This window comes from Paracoccus nototheniae, assembly GCF_004335005.1.
GTDB classification, from domain to species: Bacteria; Pseudomonadota; Alphaproteobacteria; order Rhodobacterales; family Rhodobacteraceae; genus Paracoccus; species Paracoccus nototheniae.
In genome coordinates, this window is sequence record NZ_RQRT01000005.1 from 17923 (window position 1) to 37037 (window position 19115).

Annotated in this window: 17 protein-coding genes; 12 read left to right on the forward strand and 5 right to left on the reverse strand. The window is 67.0% G+C overall.

The genetic code is table 11. The features are described 5' to 3' along the window. Window positions 1-33 precede the first annotated feature (33 nt). Window positions 34-1482, forward strand: a complete 1449-nt coding sequence (gene guaB, locus EG885_RS03965; protein ID WP_131573184.1) for an IMP dehydrogenase — start codon at window positions 34-36, stop codon at window positions 1480-1482. Window positions 1483-1495: 13 nt separating this feature from the next. On the opposite strand, the gene EG885_RS03970 is transcribed toward guaB, so the two are convergent. The 3 genes from EG885_RS03970 to EG885_RS03980 are packed head-to-tail and all read right to left on the reverse strand — an operon-like array spanning window position 1496 to window position 4754. After that, complete coding sequence (locus EG885_RS03970; RefSeq protein WP_131573185.1) at window positions 1496-2542, reverse strand: HlyD family secretion protein; 1047 nt, start codon at window positions 2540-2542, stop codon at window positions 1496-1498. After that, window positions 2539-4302, reverse strand: a complete 1764-nt coding sequence (locus EG885_RS03975) for an MFS transporter (RefSeq protein ID WP_242679487.1) — start codon at window positions 4300-4302, stop codon at window positions 2539-2541. Before EG885_RS03975 ends, EG885_RS03970 begins: the two co-directional genes overlap by 4 nt. Next, window positions 4299-4754 carry a MarR family winged helix-turn-helix transcriptional regulator gene (locus EG885_RS03980; RefSeq protein WP_131573186.1) on the reverse strand — a complete coding sequence of 152 codons (456 nt, stop codon included), beginning with the start codon at window positions 4752-4754 and terminating at the stop codon, window positions 4299-4301. The genes EG885_RS03975 and EG885_RS03980 overlap by 4 nt, the downstream gene beginning before the upstream one ends. A gap of 225 nt (window positions 4755-4979) precedes the next feature. Here EG885_RS03980 and EG885_RS03985 point away from each other — a divergent pair, with 225 nt between their 5' ends. Next, a complete protein-coding gene (locus EG885_RS03985; protein WP_131573187.1) occupies window positions 4980-5708 on the forward strand; it encodes a cytochrome c oxidase assembly protein in 729 nt (242 codons plus the stop codon). Then, entirely contained in the window at window positions 5705-6214 is a 510-nt protein-coding gene (locus EG885_RS03990; RefSeq protein ID WP_242679488.1) for a CopD family protein, read from the forward strand. Before EG885_RS03985 ends, EG885_RS03990 begins: the two co-directional genes overlap by 4 nt. A 23-nt stretch (window positions 6215-6237) precedes the next feature. Here EG885_RS03990 and EG885_RS03995 read toward each other — a convergent pair whose 3' ends face one another. Then, the gene (locus EG885_RS03995) at window positions 6238-6765 is read right to left on the reverse strand and encodes a DUF2231 domain-containing protein (protein WP_131573188.1); all 528 of its coding nucleotides are present in this window, start codon (window positions 6763-6765) and stop codon (window positions 6238-6240) included. Window positions 6766-6810: 45 nt separating this feature from the next. Between EG885_RS03995 and coxB the strand changes: the two genes are divergently transcribed. From coxB to EG885_RS04020, 5 genes are all read left to right on the forward strand, one after another. Further along, window positions 6811-7641, forward strand: coding sequence for a cytochrome c oxidase subunit II (coxB, locus tag EG885_RS04000; protein ID WP_242679489.1), 831 nt, complete (start codon window positions 6811-6813; stop codon window positions 7639-7641). Then, window positions 7638-10193, forward strand: coding sequence for a cytochrome c oxidase subunit I (locus EG885_RS04005; protein ID WP_131573190.1), 2556 nt, complete (start codon window positions 7638-7640; stop codon window positions 10191-10193). Before coxB ends, EG885_RS04005 begins: the two co-directional genes overlap by 4 nt. Continuing rightward, window positions 10190-10498 (forward strand): hypothetical protein, encoded by a 309-nt coding sequence (locus EG885_RS04010; RefSeq protein ID WP_131573191.1) that lies wholly within the window; start codon window positions 10190-10192, stop codon window positions 10496-10498. Before EG885_RS04005 ends, EG885_RS04010 begins: the two co-directional genes overlap by 4 nt. 119 nt (window positions 10499-10617) lie before the next feature. Then, a complete protein-coding gene (locus EG885_RS04015; protein WP_131573192.1) occupies window positions 10618-11766 on the forward strand; it encodes an RsmB/NOP family class I SAM-dependent RNA methyltransferase in 1149 nt (382 codons plus the stop codon). 61 nt (window positions 11767-11827) lie between these two features. After that, on the forward strand, window positions 11828-13951 hold the full coding sequence (locus tag EG885_RS04020) for an ATP-binding protein (RefSeq protein ID WP_242679490.1): 2124 nt from the start codon (window positions 11828-11830) through the stop codon (window positions 13949-13951). 53 nt (window positions 13952-14004) lie between these two features. On the opposite strand, the gene EG885_RS04025 is transcribed toward EG885_RS04020, so the two are convergent. Further along, a complete protein-coding gene (locus EG885_RS04025) occupies window positions 14005-14589 on the reverse strand; it encodes a hypothetical protein (protein ID WP_131573194.1) in 585 nt (194 codons plus the stop codon). On the opposite strand from EG885_RS04025, the gene EG885_RS04030 reads away from it, so the two are divergent. The 4 genes from EG885_RS04030 to EG885_RS04045 all read left to right on the forward strand — a co-directional run bounded on the left by EG885_RS04030 (window position 14590) and on the right by EG885_RS04045 (window position 19066). After that, window positions 14590-14769, forward strand: a complete 180-nt coding sequence (locus tag EG885_RS04030) for a hypothetical protein (protein WP_131573195.1) — start codon at window positions 14590-14592, stop codon at window positions 14767-14769. A gap of 62 nt (window positions 14770-14831) precedes the next feature. Beyond that, the gene (recA, locus tag EG885_RS04035) at window positions 14832-15905 is read left to right on the forward strand and encodes a recombinase RecA (RefSeq protein WP_131573196.1); all 1074 of its coding nucleotides are present in this window, start codon (window positions 14832-14834) and stop codon (window positions 15903-15905) included. 213 nt (window positions 15906-16118) lie between these two features. Further along, window positions 16119-18770 carry an alanine--tRNA ligase gene (gene alaS / locus EG885_RS04040; protein ID WP_131573197.1) on the forward strand — a complete coding sequence of 884 codons (2652 nt, stop codon included), beginning with the start codon at window positions 16119-16121 and terminating at the stop codon, window positions 18768-18770. Then, window positions 18767-19066, forward strand: a complete 300-nt coding sequence (locus tag EG885_RS04045; protein WP_131573198.1) for a DUF1330 domain-containing protein — start codon at window positions 18767-18769, stop codon at window positions 19064-19066. The genes alaS and EG885_RS04045 overlap by 4 nt, the downstream gene beginning before the upstream one ends. Window positions 19067-19115 lie beyond the last annotated feature (49 nt).

A 19115-nucleotide genomic window follows, 5' to 3' on the forward strand; every position in this document is an offset into this window, starting at 1 on the left:
ACTGCCAAACGAAATTGCCGCAAGGACACCCCCATGCAGATTCGTGAGGCTCTCACATTCGACGACGTTCTTCTGGTTCCGGCGGCATCGACGGTGCTTCCATCGACCGCTGACGTGACCACATTCGTCACCCGCTCGATCCGGATGAACATCCCGCTCTTGTCCTCGGCCATGGACACGGTGACCGAAAGCCGCATGGCGATCGCGCTGGCGCAGGCGGGGGGGATGGGCGTCATCCACCGCAACCTGACCACCGCGCAGCAGGCCGACGAGGTCCGCCGCGTCAAGCGGTTCGAAAGCGGCATCGTCTATAATCCGATCACCCTGACGCCCGATCAGACGCTGGCCGATGCCAAGGCGTTTCAGGACCGCTACAACGTCACCGGCTTTCCGGTCGTCGACGAACAGGGCCGGGTTCTGGGGATCGTGACCAATCGCGACATGCGTTTCGCCGATGACGACCGCACCCCGGTCCGCGCGATGATGTCCAGCGACAATCTGGCCATCCTGCGCGAGCCTGCCGACCGGGCCGAGGCGATCAGCCTGATGAAGGCTCGCCGGATCGAGAAATTGCTGGTCACCGATGCCAGCGGCAAGCTGACCGGCCTCTTGACGCTGAAGGATACCGAAAAGGCCGTGCTGAACCCGCAGGCCTGCAAGGACGATCTGGGCCGCTTGCGGGTCGCCGCCGCCTCGACCGTGGGTGACGAAGGGTTCGAGCGCAGCTGCGCGCTGATCGAGGCCGGGGTGGACATGGTGGTGATCGACACCGCGCATGGCCATTCGGCGGGCGTCGCCCGCGCGGTCGAACGGGTCAAGGCCTTTGCCAGCCATATTCAGGTCGTCGCGGGCAATGTGGCCACCGCCGAGGCCACGCGCGCGCTGATCGGCGCGGGGGCGGACGCCGTCAAGGTGGGCATCGGGCCGGGCAGCATCTGCACCACCCGGATCGTGGCGGGCGTGGGCGTGCCCCAGCTGACCGCCATCATGGATGCGGCAGGGGCTGCGGGCGACATTCCGATCATCGCCGATGGCGGCATCAAGTTCTCGGGCGATTTCGCCAAGGCGATCGCGGCGGGCGCCAGCTGCGCCATGGTCGGCAGCGCCATCGCGGGCACCGATGAAAGCCCCGGAGAGGTGATCCTGTATCAGGGCCGCAGCTTCAAATCCTATCGCGGCATGGGCAGCCTTGGCGCCATGGCGCGCGGCTCGGCCGACCGGTATTTCCAGAAGGATGCCGCCTCGGACAAGCTGGTCCCCGAAGGGATCGAGGGGCAGGTGCCCTACAAGGGTTCTGCCGGTGCGGTGATCCATCAGCTGGTCGGCGGCTTGCGCGCGGCGATGGGCTATACCGGCTGCGCCACCGTGGCCGAGATGCGCAAGGACTGTCAGTTCGTCCGCATCACCGGGGCCGGGCTGAAGGAAAGCCACGTCCATGACGTGCAGATCACCCGCGAATCGCCCAACTATCGCTTGGGCTGATGCGGGGCAGCGGTCATGCCGGGGCTGACTCCTCTGGCATGACCTCGACCACCACCGACAGGCCGGGCACCAGCGCCTCGGACCCGGGCTGACCCGGATCAATGGCGATGCGGACGGGCAGGCGCTGTGCGATCTTGGTGAAATTGCCGGTCGCATTCGTGCCTGACAGCAGCCCGAATTCGGAGGCCGTCGCCGGAGAGAACGCCTCGATCCGTCCTGTAAAGACCCGCCCCGGCACCGCATCCACGGTGAATTGCGCCTTATCGCCGCTCTGCATCCCGGCCAGCGCGGTTTCGCGGAAATTGGCGATCACCCAGAGATCGGCGCCGACTTCGCTGACCAGCGCGGTTCCCGGCGTCACATATTGCCCCGGCTGGACCGATACGGCGCCAAGCCGCCCGTCCTGCCGGGCGCGGATGACGGTGTTGTCCAGATCGATCCGGGCCAGTTCGACCGTGGCCTCGGCCCCCGCGATCTCGGCCTCGAAGGCGGACAGGGACACGCGGGCGGATGCTGCGGCCTCGGTCTGGACATCGCGCTGCGCCTCGGACTGGGCCACGGCGGCGCGGGCCTGTTCCAGTGCCAGCTGCGACTGATCGGCCGCCGAGGCCGAGGCCACGCCCCGGTCCTGCAGCGCCCCGGTGCGGTTCCAGCCCGCCTGCGCGGTTTCCAAAGCCGACCGGGCCGATTGGACGGCAGCCGCGCTGGCCCGCAGCGCCGCATCGGCCGAGGTCACGCTTTGACGCCCGACATCCAGCGCGGCGCGGGCGGCGGCCAGCCCGGCCTCGGCCTGCGCCAGCTTCTGGCGCGCGATGCGGTTGTCGATCCGCGCGATCACATCGCCCTTGCGGACGGTCTGGAAATCGCGCGCCTCGACCGCGCTGACATAGCCCGCGACCTGCGGCGCCAGCGTGGTGATATGGCCGCGCAGATAGGCGTTCTCGGTCCGGGGATCGGACGCGGAAAAAGGCGGCAGATGCCATGCGAACAGCAGCAGCAGGACGCCTGCGGCGCCTATGATCAGGGCGATGGCGGTGGGAAGCAGTCGGGTCTTGGTCATGATTGCGTACTCGGGTTGGGCAAGGGGGCCAGCCGGTCGCGCAGGACATGCAGCAGCAGCGCCCCGGCGGCCATGGCGGCCAGAAGGAAAGTCAGGCGATAGGCATCGTCATAGGCCATCACCATCGCCTGACGGCTGGCCTCGGACACAAGGCCGGTGACGGCCTGCGCCTGTCGCATCGCGGCATCGGGCATTTGCTGGGCCAAAGCCCCCGCGCGGGCGGCAATGGCCGCGACGGTGGCGGGATCGGTCGGTTGCATCTGGGCGGTCAGATCCTGCAGATGGACGGCCTGCCGGTGGGTGACCAGCGTGCTGAACAAGCCCGCCCCGATCACGCCCCCCAGACTTTGGGTCGAGATGAACACGATCACGAAGGACAGCAGGTATTGCGGCCCCCGCGCCAGCGCGGCCATCAGCCCGGTCATCATCGCGGGCACCATGAACAGCATGCCGGCAAAGGCGATCATCGCCTGACTGACCAGCATTTGCATGGGCCGCGTATCGGGACTGGCATGGCTGTCCATCCAGGCGCCCGCCATGATCAGGGCCAGCGCGGTCAGGTGAAACGCCGCGATCCGGTCGGGGCGCATCCACCCCACGCAGGCCAGCCCGCCCAGCAGGCTGGCCGCGACGATCACCGCGAACAGCCCGGTCATCTGTTCGGGCGCCACGCCAAGCGCCTGAAACATGCGCGGCGCGCCCGCGCTTTGTTCCGACAGGATCAGCCGGAACAGCAGCAGCGTCGCCGTCAGATGCAGCATGGCCGGGCTGACCAGCCAGCGGATGTCCAGAATGGGCATGCGGCGGTTCAGCTCGATCGCGACGGCCAAGGCCAGCGCGGCAACGGCCACGACCAGCAGCGCACCGATCCATGGGGCGTCGGTCCAGTCATGCAGCGGCCCCATGACGAAAGCCGCGATCAGCCCGCCAAAGCCCAGCCCGATCAGCCCAAAGCTGAGCAGGTCCAGCGGCTGGATGACCTTCTGATGCGGCACGGGCCGCAGGGGCAGCAGCCAGACCAGCGCCATCGACACCATCGCCAGCGCCAGAGAGGTCAGATGCAGCCAGCCCAAGCCCCCGTCACCGATCAGCGCGGGCGAGACGACCCGTGCCAGAGACGGCCCCGACATCATCAGGGCCAGCGCAAAGGGCAGGCCAAGCCGCATCTTCCAGGCGGGGGACAAAGGCTCCAGCGTGTAAAGAAACGCCAGCGTGGACAGCGTGGCCGCCGCCGATCCCGCCAGAAGCTGAACGATGATGGCCGAGCGCAGATCGGTGATCGACAGCGCCGCGATGGCGACCAGCACCTGCGCGGTGATGCCCCACAGCGCGAACCGGCGCAGCCCGAACTGGGTGCGCAGCTTGATCAGCATCAGCGGCAGGGCGGTGCGCGGGATCGTATAGGCCACGACCAGCCATGCGGCCTGTGTCGTGGTCACCCCCAGCTCTGCCGCATAGGCGGGCAGGTTGGCCGAGACGAAGCCCTGTCCCAGCCCCTGCGTCACCGCCAGCGCGGTCGCCGCTGCCAGATAGGCCAGCGCGCGGGGCAAGGGCAGGGCAGAGTTTTGCGCTGCCGGCGTGGCGGGCTGTTGGTCCGTTCTCTGTGCCGAGGTCGCCTGCGCGGAGCTGGCTTGGGTGGAGATGGCTTTGGGAGGCGTGGCTTGGGCAGGCGCGGATCGATGGGCCTCGGGGCGCGCAGGCCCTGCGCCTGCCAGAGCGGATGAACCGACCGCGGCGTCTGCGGGGGTGGGGCCGCTCATGACCCGCCCATCCGGTCGATATTGGCGGCGATGCGGTCCAGCACGGCGCGGGCGGCCTGCAGATCCTGCGGGGCGATGCCCTCCAGCGCGTCGGATCGCAGCTTGCGGCCAAAGCGGGTGATCTGGCTGTCGCGCCCCCGCTCGGTCAGAAACAGGGCGTTCTTGCGCGCATCGCCCTGAAGGGGACGGCGTTGCAGAAAACCGTCGGTCTCCAGCGCGTCCAGCTGACGTTTGAGGGTGGGCGTCTCGATCCCCAACAGGGCGGCCAGCTGGGTCTGGCTGATCCCCTCGTTCCGGCTGAGAACGGTGATGACCTGCGCGCGCGCCATGGTCAGCCCCATCCCCCGCGCCACATCGTCATAGTGACGCCGCAGCACACGCATCGTGTTCAGCAGCGCATCGATGATGGCCGTATCCGGGGCAAAGGGCGGGGTGTTCAGGTCGTCGGGCATGATCGTTAGCTGGCTAATTGTTTTATCGGTTAGCCAGCTAACGATCGGCACCCGCGCTTTCAAGAGGCGGCAAGGCGGAAATCGGCGGAACCGGTCCGGGAACAGGCGGTTACCCTTGCGGTTCAGGCGTGTTACGACCCGTCGCCCGCCCCGGACCCCACGATCCGATGACCCCATGTTTGCACGACGACCGACCCACGACCCCGGACCCACAGGGACACCAGAATGAACCAGCCTGCCATGACCTATTGCGGCCCCGCGCCCGTCCCCGATCAGATCTGGGCGGCGTGGAACCTTGATCCGCTGTTGCTGACGGCACTGGCTTTGGCGGGAGGGCTGTTGTTGTGGCGGACGGACCGGCAGGGCCGGGCTCCGGCGCTGATCGTGCTGGCGGTGCTGGTGGTGGCCTTTGTCTCGCCGCTCTGCGCGCTGACTGTCGCGTTGTTTTCTGCCCGCGCGGTCCACCATCTGGCCCTGATCACGATTGCCGCGCCCGCGCTGGCGCTTGCCATGCCGCTGGCGGCGCGGCTGCCCGCCAGCCTGTCGCTGGTGGCGCTGTCGGCGGCGATGGTGGCGTGGCACCTGCCGGCGGTCTATGCGATGATCTGGTGGTCGGATGCGCTGTATTGGAGCCTGCAGGCGGCGATGCTGCTGCCGGCCTGGGCCTTCTGGTCCGCCGTTCTGGCCCCCGGCATGAGTGCCGAGGATGCCTTTGCCCGCGCCTTGCTGATCGGCGGGCTGGCAGGCGTCATGGGGCTGATCGGGGCGGGCCTGACCTTTGCGCCGGGCATCCTCTATATCCAGCACGTCACCGGAGCCGCACCCTGGGGCCTGCCCGCGCTGGCCGACCAGCAACTGGCCGGGCTGATCATGTGGGTACCGGGCTTCGTGCCCCTGGCGCTGCTGGCCGGGCTGATGCTGCGCCGGGGCTGGATGGCGGGGTTCCGGGCATGATGATCGCGCTGATCGCCGGGCTGAAATACCTGCATCTGGCCGCGATGCTGTGCTGGTGCGCGGCGCTGATCGCGCTGCCCTTGCTGCTGAGCCTTTATGGCAGCACATGGCGCCACAATGACGGCGGGGAAGAACGTCAGGCCCGCTATGCCGAGTTTCGCCTGATCACCCATTACGGCTATGTCGCCTTTGCCACGCCCGCCGCCGTCATCGCCATTGCGGCGGGGACGGGGCTGATCTTTGCGGCGCAGGTGTTCGATCTGTGGTTCGCGGCCAAGCTGGCGCTGGTGGCGGGGATGACGCTGGTTCATGCATGGATCGGGCATGTGATCCTGATCTCGGCCGAAAACCGCAGCACGGGGCGGATGCCCTCGCCGCTGATCGCGCTGGCGCTGGCGGTGCCGCTGATGATGGGCGTGCTGTGGCTGGTGCTGGCCAAGCCCGATCTGGCCTGGCTGACCGACTGGATGCCCGGCTTCATGCTGGCCCCCCGGGGGCAGGCATGAGGGCCGGTGCGACAGCTGACCGGTCAGGCCTTGGGGCCGGTTTCCTGCTTGGTGCCGATATTATAGTCGAAGACCAGCTTGCCGCCGTGCCAGCCGGTGATGCCCGTCATGCCCGAGGCCAGCGCCGAGATCATGATGCCCCAAGGCAGCACCGCGCCCACCGGATCGTTCAGGCGGAACCCCCAGTTCAGGCCCAGAACCGACAGCAGCATCACGGCCAGAATGAAATGCGTCCAGCTGGCGCTGCGGATGCGGATGCCGGGCACCATCAACAGCTCGATCGTGCCGGTGACCCCGGCCAGCACGCCCATCCCGAAGGCCACGCCCGCCGCCCACATCGCGACGCGGGGCCAGAATTCATCGCCCGTCAGCCAGTACATGCCATCCGCCCCGAAGACCGAGAAGGCCAGAGCGATGGGAAAGGCCACCATCATCGCATGCAGGGGATGCCCCGACAGGGCGATCTTGCTTTCGATATCGCTGAAGGCGACATGCTCCTCGATCGGGTCGGCCAGCCGACGACGCTGCTTCCACGAATATTTCTGACGCATCGGAGTTCCCTTCTGTTCCGCATTCCCTGTCACAAGTCCGCCGCTTTGCTGGCGGTTCCGCTGCTGGCGGCCTGCGATGGCCCGCTGAGCACGCTGGCCCCCGCAGGCCCCGCCGCCCAACAGATCGCCCGCCTGTGGTGGGTGATGCTGGGGGGCAGCGCGCTGATCACCCTGCTGGTCGGCGTGATGATCTGGATGGCCCTGCGCCGCAAGGGAAATGGGGATGCAGCAAGCCCGGGCCGCGAACGCCGCTGGATCATGGGCTGGGGCCTTGGCTTTTCGCTGACGGTGCTGACGGCGCTGCTGGTCTTTGCGCTGTGGACCGGCGAACGGATGCTGGCCCGCGACGACGGCACCCCGCTGGTTCAGGCCGAGGCGCAGCAATGGGGCTGGCGCTTCGTGCAGCCCGGACCGGACGGTGCGCCGGTCGAGACGGAAGGGGTGCTGTATGTGCCCGCCGGTCAGCCCTTTGACGTGGCGATCACCGCGCAGGACGTCATCCACAGTTTCTGGGTGCCGCAGCTGGGCGGCAAGATGGATGCCATACCCGGCCATCGCAACCTGCACCGCCTGACCGCCGACCGCCCCGGCATCTATGAGGGACTGTGCGCCGAATTCTGCGGTCTGGGCCACAGCGCCATGCGGTTCACCGTGGTCGCCTATGACCCCGCCCTGCCGCTGCCCGCCTTCGAGGATGCCATCGCCGAAGATCTGGCCCCCGCCCGGACCTTGGATGCCGATCCCGCAGGCGCCGCCCCCGCAGACACAGACCCCGCAGGCACGGACCTTGACGCCGCCGATCCGGCAGGCGCCACGCCTGATCCCGCCACCCCGACCACCGATCCGACGACCACCCCCGAGGAACCCCGCCCATGACCGATATCTTCGCGGGGCAGGACCGCAGCCTTGCCGACGGCACCGCCATCGAGGCCGCCGACATCGCCGCCAATCCGCCGCAGCGCGCCCTGATCCTGCACCGCGAACTGGACCGCGTCTGGTCGGACCTGCCGGGCTGGCGGGGGTTCTTCACCTCGGTCAATCATGGCACGATCGGGCTGCGCTTCATGGCGACCTCGTTCGTGTTCTTCGCCATCGGCGGCGTGCTGGCGATGATGATCCGCGCCCAGCTGGCAACCCGGGACGGGGCGTTTCTGGACACCGATCTGTATAACCAGATCTTCACGATGCATGGCAGCATCATGATGTTCCTGTTCGCCATCCCCATGCTGGAGGGGTTGGCGCTGTGGCTGTTGCCCAAGATCCTGGGCGCCCGCGACATGGCCTTTCCGCGCCTGTCGGCCCTGGGCTATTTCTGCTATCTGTTCGGGGGCACGGTGATCGTGCTGTCGCTGCTGTTCGGCGTGGCGCCGGACGGCGGCTGGTTCATGTATACGCCGCTGTCCGATGCGACCTATACCCCAGGCATCAATGCCGATGTCTGGCTGCTGGGCGTGACCTTCGTGGAAATCAGCGCCATGGCCGCAGCGGTCGAGATCACCGTCACCATCCTGCGCTGCCGCGCCGCCCATATGCCGCTGACCCGAATGCCGCTGATGGGTTGGTATCTTCTGGGCACGTCGGTGATGATGCTGCTGGGCTTTCCGCCGCTGATCCTTGGGTCCATCCTGCTGGAGGTGCAGCGCGCCTTCGACTGGCCGTTCTTCGACGTGATGCGGGGCGGCGACCCGCTGCTGTGGCAGCACCTGTTCTGGCTGTTCGGCCACCCCGAGGTCTATATCATCTTCCTGCCCGCTGCAGGGGCCCTGTCCACGATCATCCCGATCCTGTCGCGGACCACGATCCTGGGCTATGGCGCCATCGTGGCGGCGATCATCGGGCTGGTGTTTCTGTCCTTTGGCCTGTGGGTGCATCACATGTTCACCGTGGGCATCCCGCATATGGCGCTGGCGTTTTTCAGTGCCGCATCGGCGCTGGTCGCCGTGCCGACGGCGGTGCAGGTCTTTGCCTGGATCGGCACGATGTGGGACGGGCAGGTGCGGCTGCGGCTGCCCATGCTGTATGTCATGGGGTTCTTTGCGACCTTCGTGATGGGCGGGTTGACGGGCGTCATGCTGGCCATGGTGCCCTTCAACTGGCAGGCCCATGACACGGCCTTTGTCACAGCCCATCTGCATTACGTGCTGGTCGGCGGTTTCGTCTTTCCCATGCTGGCTGCGGTGACCTATTGGATGCCGCTGATCTGCGGACGCTGGCGCGTGCGGGGACTGGGCGAGGCGGCGTTCTGGCTGATCCTGATCGGTTTTCACGGCACCTTCTTCCTGATGCACCTGACCGGGCTGCTGGGCATGCCGCGCCGGATCGACACCTATCCCGGCAATCCGGAATGGGAATGGCTGAACCTGATCTCGTCCTTTTTCGGGATGGTGCAATCGGCGGGCTTTGCGCTGTTCGCCTTTGACATCATCATGCAATGGCTGTTCGGGCGGCGCAGCTGGCGCAATCCGTGGAAGGCGCCGACGCTGGACTGGGCGATGCCCTTGCCCGCGCCGTCCTATAACTTTGCATCCCTGCCCGGTCCGCGTCAGCCCGACGCCCATGCCATCCTGCCGCTGGCCCGGGGCGAGGGGCTGCTGCCCGGCGCTCCGCGCGGCTGGCGCGAGACGCTGGTGGTCGAGGCCGGCAGCGGCCGTCCCCAGCACATCGCCGTTCTGGCGACGAACACCGCCTTGCCGGTGGCGACCTCGGCGGCGATCGGCAGCTTCTTTGCGATGATGCTGGCGGGGCTGTACTGGCTGGCACCTCTGGGGATCGTGGCGACGCTGGTGATGGCATGGCGGTGGGGCGCCGCGATGGGCACCACCCGCGATCATCCGCTGGTCGAGGTCGCGCCGGGCCTGTCCCTGCCGGTGCATTGGCAGGCGCGCAACACGCTGGCCCATAGCGGTGCGGTGGCGCTGCTGGTGGGCGATGCGACGCTGTATGCCTCGTTGCTGTTCGGGGTCGGGTTTCTGGCGGTCGTGGCGCCGGGATGGCCCGCGCCCGTCAGCGGGGTTGGGTCCGCGATGCTGCCGCTGGCGCTGACCGCGCTGGCGGCGATCGTTGTATCCACCCTTGCCGCGCATCTTGCCGAGGCGCGGCGCGACCGCCCGGTGCTGCCGGTCGTGACCCTGACCGGGCTGCTGGCCGCGCTGCTGGCTTTGGCGCTGATGGTGCCGCTGGCGATGGGTCTGGATGATCCGACGCGCCATGCCCGCGACGCGCTGCGCGGTGCCGTCCTGGGCTTTGCCGCCGTGCATGGGGTGATCGCGGTGATGCTGGCGCTGCGTGCCCATGTCGATGCGCGGCAGGGGCGGATCGGCGGCGACCGGCGCGGCGCTATTCCGGTCTGGCAGCTGTTCCAGCGGTTCTGGCTGGGCACCTCGGCCCTGTCGGTGGCGCTGATCGTGGCGCAGGAGGTCTTCGCATGATCTGGATGGCGCGGGTGCTGGCCGGTCCGGTCCTGTGGGCGGTGCTGTTCTCGGCGGTTTATGCGCTGCATGGGGCGGGCTGCCATCTGGGCTGGACGGATCGCGCGGTGGGCTTTACCGACCTGCACCATCTGGCGATGTGGGGCGTGTGGATCGCCGGTCTGGCGCTGCATGCGGTGCTGATCGCGACCATGCCCACGGGCGGGGGCAGGGCGCGGTGGATCATCGTGGCGGGCACATGGATCGGGCTGGTCTCCAGCCTTTTCACGCTGGCTCCGGTGCTGGTGCTCTCGACCTGTTTCTGACGCCGCGATCGTTCGGGTGATTGAGGCCGGGCCGGTGGGCATGCTAGGCCGCAGGCCATGGCTCTGACCCCGAAAGGCCCGCCGATGCCCCGACCTGTCCGTCCGCTTGGCCGTCCCGCGTGACGCCCGCCGCCCGCATCTCGGCCGCGATCACGGTGCTGGATCAGATCCTGTCGGGCAGCCCGGCGGAACAGGCGCTGCTGCGCTGGTCGCGGGCCAGTCGCTTTGCCGGATCGGGCGACCGTGCGGCGCTGCGCGATCTGGTCTTCGGCGCGCTGCGTCGGCGCGACAGTCTGGCGGCGCTTGGCGGCGCGCTCAGCGGGCGCGGGCTGATGATCGGCCATGCCCGTCAGGCGGGCCTGTCGCTGGACGCGATCTTCACCGGCATCGGCCACGACCCCGCCCCGCTAAGCCCCTCCAAGGCCGCCCATACCCCGCCCGTGACCCTGCCCGACGATCTGCCCGACTGGCTGCGCGCCGATTGGACGGCGGCCTTGGGCGATCGGTCCGGGGCCGTGGCCCTTGCGATGACCGAGCGCGCGCCGGTCTGGCTGCGGGTGAACCTTGCCCGCACCGACCCCGCCCGCGCCGCCGCGGCGTTGCAGGCCGACGGGATCGCCACCGAACCCGCCCCCGGTTTCCCAACCGCCCTGCGCGTCACCGGCAATGACCGGGCCGTGGCACGATCCCAGGCCTATCGCGACGGTCTGGTCGAGCTGCAGGATCTGTCCCCCCAACAGGCCTGCGCGCGGCTGCCGCTGGCACCGGGAATGCGGGTGCTGGATTATTGCGCGGGCGGTGGCGGCAAGGCGCTGGCCCTTGGCAGCCGTCAGCAGGGCCTGACGATCACCGCCCATGACGCCCAGCCCGCCCGCATGGCCGATCTGCCTGCCCGCGCCGCCCGCGCCGGGCTGCGGATCGATGTCGCGACCCGCCCGCGCGGCCCCTTCGATCTGGTCGTGGCCGATGTGCCCTGTTCGGGGTCGGGAACCTGGCGCCGCGCCCCCGATGCCAAATGGCGGCTGGACGCGGCGCAGCTGGACCGTCTGCGCGCAACACAAGCCCAGATCCTGGATCAGGTGGCGCCGCTGGTCGGGCCGGGGGGGCATCTGGCCTATATGACCTGTTCGGTCCTGACCGTGGAAAACGACGCGCAGATCGACGGGTTTTTGGCCCGGAACCTGGGGTTTCAAAGCGTTGATCGGCAGCTGTGGACGCCTCTCGACGAGGGTGACGGGTTCTTTCTGGGGCTGCTGAGGCGGGTTTAACCCAATCTTAAGCCATATGGCGCTATCGCTGACGCAATCGGACGCAACAAGGACGATTCGCATGGCACATTGGGACGAACAAACCGGATTTCCGCGCGGTGCATTGGCCGCATTGCCGTTTTTGATGGCGCCCATGGCGCTTGGCGCGATGGTGCTGATCCTGCGGCCCGGCGCGGGCATGGGCGTGGCGGCGGTGATCGCCGCGACCATCGCGGTGGCGTGGTATCTGCTGGGCGGAGCGATCGCGCTTGGCCACCTGTCGCGCGGTCTGGCCGCCCGCCGCGCCCTGAATGCCATCAAGGGAGAGGTGGCGGCGACCCCCGAACCGGTCTGGCTGTGCGACGCCGAGGGGCAGGTTCTCTATCAGAATACCGCCGCCCGGCAAGCCCATGGCGATCTGACCGGCAGCCCTGTCCTGTCGCTGATGACCCGTCTGCGGGCCGATCCCGAAGGCCAGCTGGCCCAGCTGCAGGCCCGCGCGATGCGCTTGGGCCATGCGGATCTGGATCTGGACGACATGCGGACGCTGTCCCTTGACTGCCGCCCCGATGCGCCGCTGCAGGTCTGGACGATCAACCCGTCGGCTGCCATGGCAGCCGCCATGGACCCCGGTCCGATGCTGCATGACGATGATCTGTCCGAAGATTTCGACGCGATCCCCGTGGCCCTGCTGGGCCTTGCGCCCGATGGCCGCATCTGCCGGGCCAATGCCTCGGCGCGTCATTTGCTGGACGGGCTGCTGTCCCCGGGCACGGACAGCCGCAATCTGGCCGAACTGCTCGAAGGGCCGGGGCGCCCGATGGTCGACTGGCTGGCCGATCTGTGCGCCGGACGCGCCACGAACGGAACCGAGATGCTGCGGCTGCGCCATCCCGAGGGTCGTCAGGGCGACCAGCGCGACCGGCACCTGCAGCTGTCGCTGGCCCGTGATCCGTCGGCCCCGGGCCATCTGATCGCCGTGCTGACCGATGCCAGCGCCCTCAAGACGCTGGAGGCGCAATTCGTCCAAAGCCAGAAGATGCAGGCCATCGGTCAGCTGGCCGGGGGGATCGCGCATGATTTCAACAATCTGCTGACCGCGATCATGGGGCATTGCGATCTGTTGATGCTCAAGCGCGACAAGGGCGATCCGGATTATGCCGATCTGGACCAGATCGGCCAGAACGCCAACCGGGCCGCCGCGCTGGTCGGCCAGCTGCTGGCCTTTTCGCGCAAGCAGACCCTGCAACTGGAAATTCTGGACCTGCGCGACACGCTCGCCGATCTGACCCATCTTCTGAACCGTCTGGTCGGCGAGCGGGTGGGCCTGACCATCATCCATGATCCCGCATTGCGCGCCATCAGGGCCGACAAGCGGCAACTGGAACAGGTGATCATGAATCTGGTCGTCAACGCCCGCGACGCCATGCCCGATGGCGGAGAGATCACCGTGCGGACCGAAAATCTGCGCCTGTCCGCCACGATGACCCGCGATCGGGTGACCTTGCCCAAGGGCGATTATCTGCGCATTTCGGTCGCCGATCAGGGCACGGGCATCCTGCCCGACCACCTGGCCAAGATCTTTGAGCCGTTCTTCACCACCAAGCGCCCCGGCGAGGGCACGGGGCTTGGCCTGTCCACCGCCTATGGCATCGTCAAGCAGACAGGCGGGTTCATTTTTTGCGACAGCGAGCCGGGCAAGGGAACGACCTTCTCGCTGTATTTTCCCGCCCATGCGCGGTCGCTGGCCGTGGCCACGGTGACGCCACTGCCACGCCCGGTCCTGCGCGCCGCATCGCATGTGCAGGTCGGCCCCCGCGCCACCGTGCTGCTGGTCGAGGACGAGGCCCCGGTCCGTGCCTTTGCGACGCGGGCGCTGAAACTGAAAGGCTACGAGGTGCTGGAGGCCAGCTCCGGCGAGGCGGCGCTGGAGTTGTTGCGGGCCGAGGAAACCCTGGTCGATATTTTCGTCACCGATGTCGTGATGCCCGGCATGGACGGTCCCAGCTGGGTCCGCGAGGGGCTGAGGCTGCTGCCCGAGGCGCGGGTGATCTTCATGTCAGGCTATACCGAGGATATCTTCGTCGATGGCAAGGTTCCCATCCCCGGGGCGGCGTTTCTGGCCAAACCGTTCACCCTGACCGAGCTGACGACCCTTGTCGGCAGCCAGTTGGCCCGCCCCGAGGGCGATGGTTCGCTTCACTGACATCATCGATTTTGCACCAACGGCGGTGCCGGCCAAAGCAGGCCGGCATCCCGTCAAAGCTGATCGTAGATCGCAAGATCCCCCGCCATGGCCCGGCGCAGGGCGGTCTCGGCATCGGGGGGCAGGTTCACATCGACACTGGGGGGGACGTTGATCCGGGGCAGCTCGATCGCGCAATCCAGACGGCCTTCGAGAAAATCGACAAAGGCCTCGATCCGGTCATAGCGAAAGATCCTGTCCACGCGGTCGGGTCCATCGGTCAGAAATCCGGACTGACTGCCGATGCCCAAACGGTCAGGGCCGTCAGGGTGCGCATATTCGGCTGAGAAATCGGCAAAACCGATTCCTTCCATCGGATGGACCGGATCGTCGTGATCATCGCGCAGCTTGAAACGATACCAGCTGCGCAGCCAGTCCACCGGCTCGCGCATCAGGGCCACGGTGGTGAAAGGCGATCCGGTCTGCGCCTGCAGCCATGGCCCCAGATAGCGGCGATAGCTGCCGATATCGGTGTGCTTCAAGGCCGCCGGGCGCTGCAACGAGGCCGATGCCAGCGATTCAAGCGCCATCTCGACCGCCGTGGATCCTGTCTTGGGCGTCGCCAGAAAGACCATCCTCTGGTCCCAGAAAATCAGCATATGTCCGATCCCGATCCTGTTGTCGCGGGTGCAGGGTCGGTGGATAGCGGCCCCGCCGAAGCCTGTAAACGCTTTGTTAATGGCTTTGAGGGCAGAGTGGGGTCGGGCGAATCGAAAACTGTGCAGATGATCCTTGAAATCTGCAGGGCAATGGCGCATCTAATTGTGAACAAGGCATGAACATCCGGAAGGTCGAACCGATTGCCCCGCCCGGAGGGCTGTGAAATAACAAGGTGGAATACATGGCACAGGCGAGCATCTTCGACATGACGGACAAACGCGCGGCGGACAAGCAGAAGGCACTGGACAGTGCTTTGGCCCAGATCGAACGGCAGTTCGGCAAGGGCTCGATCATGAAGCTGGGTAAGGACAATCCGGTGGCCGAAATCGAGTCGACCTCGACCGGGTCACTGGGGCTGGACATTGCCCTGGGGATTGGCGGCCTGCCCAAGGGTCGGATCATCGAGATTTTCGGGCCGGAAAGCTCGGGCAAGACGACGCTGACGCTGCATGTCGTGGCCGAAGAGCAGAAAAAGGGTGGCGTCTGCGCCTTTGTCGATGCCGAACATGCGCTGGACCCGCTTTATGCGCGCAAGCTGGGCGTCAATCTGGATGAACTGCTGATCAGCCAGCCCGATACCGGCGAACAGGCGCTGGAGATCGTGGACACGCTGGTCCGCTCGGGTGCGGTCAGTCTGGTGGTCATCGATTCGGTTGCGGCACTGACGCCGAAATCCGAGATCGAGGGCGATATGGGCGACATGCAGATGGGCAGCCAGGCCCGCCTGATGAGCCAGGCGATGCGCAAGCTGACCGCCAGCATCGGGCGGTCGAACTGCATGGTCATCTTCATCAACCAGATCCGCATGAAGATCGGCGTCATGTTCGGCAACCCCGAGACGACGACGGGCGGCAATGCGCTGAAATTCTATGCCTCGGTGCGGCTGGATATCCGGCGCATCGGCGCGGTCAAGGATCGTGACGAGGTCGTGGGCAACGCGACCCGCGTCAAGGTGGTCAAGAACAAGGTGGCGCCGCCCTTCCGCCAGGTCGAATTCGACATCATGTATGGCGAAGGGATCAGCAAGGTCGGCGAATTGATCGATCTGGGCGTCAAGGCGGGCGTCGTCGAGAAATCCGGAGCCTGGTATTCCTGCGGTGATGAACGGATCGGACAGGGCCGTGAAAATGCCAAGCAGTTCCTGCGCGACCGGCCCGAGATGGCCATGGCAATCGAGGACAAGATCAGGGCCAGCCACGGATTGGAATTCGGTCTTGTCAGCGGATCCGACGATGAGGCCGTGACCGAGGAGTGATCGGCGACGCGGGCGGGTTCTGAAGAACGCGGGGCATTGTGCCCCGCATTTTTTTGGGGGCTCTGCCCCGTCCGGCAAGCCGGACTCCCCAGGATATTTTCGTGAAGAAGAAGCTGCGGCCCGGGCGATTGCTGGACAGGGCTGCGGGGCGCGGTTAGACCATGGGCCAGCCCGGCCTGGCCGGATAGACATATCTTGTGATGAAGGCCCGCCATGCCCAGTCTGAATGACGTCCGATCGACTTTCCTTGGGTATTTCGAAAAGAACGGCCACCGGGTCGTCGACAGCAGTCCGCTTGTGCCGCGCAACGATCCGACGTTGATGTTCGCCAATTCCGGCATGGTCCAGTTCAAGAACCTGTTCACCGGGGTCGAGACGCGCGATTACCAGCGGGCCACGACCGCGCAGAAATGCGTGCGGGCCGGCGGCAAGCACAATGATCTGGACAATGTGGGCTATACCGCCCGGCATCACACCTTTTTTGAAATGCTGGGGAATTTCAGCTTCGGCGATTACTTCAAGGAAGGCGCCATTCCCTTGGCGTGGGAGCTGCTGACCAAAGAGTTCGGGATTCCCAAGGACCGGCTGCTGGTCACCGTCTATCACACCGATGACGAGGCCGCGAATATCTGGAAGAAGGTCGCGGGTCTGACCGATGACCGGATCATCCGCATTCCGACCGCGGACAATTTCTGGCAGATGGGTCCGACCGGACCCTGCGGCCCCTGCACCGAGATCTTTTTCGATCATGGCGACAAGATCTGGGGCGGGCCTCCGGGTTCGGCCGATGAGGATGGCGACCGCTTCATCGAGATCTGGAATTTGGTGTTCATGCAGAACCAGCAGTTTGAAGACGGGTCGATGCGGGCGCTGGACATGCAGTCCATCGACACCGGCATGGGGTTGGAGCGGATCGGCGCGCTGCTGCAGGGCAAGCACGACAATTACGACACCGACCTGATGCGCAGCCTGATCGAGGCCAGCGCCCATGCGACCAGTGTCGATCCCGACGGGCCGGGTAAGGTGCATCATCGGGTGATCGCCGACCATCTGCGATCCACCAGCTTTCTGATCGCCGACGGGGTGATGCCCAGCAATGAGGGGCGCGGCTATGTTCTGCGCCGGATCATGCGCCGCGCGATGCGCCATGTGCATATGCTGGGCGCCGCCGATCCGGTCATGCACAAGCTGGTGCCCGCTCTGGTGCGCCAGATGGGCGCCGCCTATCCCGAGCTGTCCCGCGCGCAGGCGATGATCGAAGAGACGTTGCGCTCCGAGGAGACGCGGTTCCGCCAGACGCTGGACCGGGGGCTGCGGCTGCTGGACGACGAACTGGCGCGCCTGCCCGAGGGGGCGGATCTGCCCGGCGAGGCGGCCTTCAAGCTGTATGACACCTTTGGTTTTCCGCTGGACCTGACGCAGGATGCGCTGCGCGAAAAGGGGCGCGCGGTCGAGGTCGCGGGCTTTGACACCGCCATGGCCGAACAAAAGCGGATGGCGCGGGCGGCGTGGTCGGGCTCGGGCGAGGCGGCGGATGCGACGATCTGGTACGAGCTGGCCGAACAGCACGGGGTCACCGAATTTCTGGGCTATGACACCGAAGAGGCCGAGGGGCAGGTGCTGGCGCTGGTCATCGACGGCGCTGACGCACCCGAGGCGGGCGAGGGTTCGACGCTGGCCATCGTGGTCAACCAGTCGCCCTTTTACGCCGAAAGCGGCGGGCAGGTGGGCGATACCGGGCTGATCCGCACCGAAACCGGCGCAGCACGGGTGACCGACACGAAAAAGGTCGCCGGGGTGTTCATCCATCAGGCCGAGGTCACGATGGGCCTGATCCAGCGCGGGCAAGGCGCGACCTTGACGGTCGATCACGACCGCCGGGGTGCGATCCGGGCCAATCATTCGGCCACGCATCTTCTGCACGAGGCGCTGCGGCGCGCGCTTGGCGATCATGTCGCACAGCGCGGCAGCCTGAACGCGCCCGACAGGCTGCGGTTCGATTTCAGCCACAATCACGCCGTCTCGGCGGACCAGCTGGCGCAGGTCGAGGCCGAGGTGAACGGCTTTATTCGTCAGAACACGCCGGTCGAGACTCGGATCATGACGCCCGACGATGCCCGCGCGCTTGGCGCTCAGGCGCTGTTTGGCGAGAAATACGGCGACGAGGTGCGCGTCGTGTCGATGGGTGGCCTGCCGGGCAGCGGCAAGGGCGCGGATGGCGCGACCTATTCGCTGGAGCTGTGCGGCGGCACGCATGTGGCGCGGACCGGCGATATGGGGGCCTTTGCGCTTTTGGGCGACAGCGCCTCCAGCGCCGGGGTGCGGCGGATCGAGGCGCTGACCGGTCAGGCAGCGCTGGATCATCTGCGCGACGCCGACCGGCGCCTGACCGAGATCGCGGGCATCCTGAAATCGCAGGCCGCCGACGTGGTCAATCGCGTCCGTGCGCTGGCCGACGAACGCAAGGCGCTGGCCAATGAGGTCGCGCAGCTGAAACGTCAGATGGCGATGGGCGGCGGCGATGCCGCTGAGGAGATCGCGGGCATCAAATTCCTCAGCCGCACCGTCGAGGGCGTCGGGGGCAAGGAACTGGGCGCGCTGGTCGACGAGATGAAGGCCCAACTGGGCAGCGGCGTCGTGCTGGTGCTGGCGCAGGCGGATGGCAAGGCCACCGTCGCGGCGGGGGTGACCCCGGATCTGACCGCCCGGCTCAGCGCCGTGGCGCTGGTGCAGGCCGCGACCGCAGCATTGGGCGGCAAGGGCGGCGGGGGCCGTCCCGACCGCGCCCAGGGTGGCGCGCCCAACCTGGATGCCGCCGACACCGCCATTGCCGATGCCCGCAAACTGATCGAGGAAAGCGCATGACCGCCCTTTGGATTGCCCATGTGACCGTCACCGACCCCGAAGCCTATGGGCGCTATGCCCAAGGCGCCGGGCCCGCCATCGCCGCGCATGGCGGGGTGTTTCTGGCCCGCGCCGGGCGCTATCATGTGCTGGAAGGCGCGGATCGCGCCCGCCATGTGGTCGCGCGATTCCCCTCGCTTGATGCGGCGGTTGCCTGTTATCACAGCAGCGAGTACCAGGCGGCGCTCGCCCATGCCAAGGGCGCCAGCGAACGCGACCTCGTGATCGTGGAAGAGGCAGCCCCTGCCACGGAATAGATGAAGCCTTCATCCTTTCGTGCTAGGGCTGTCATGAAGCAGTCGTGAA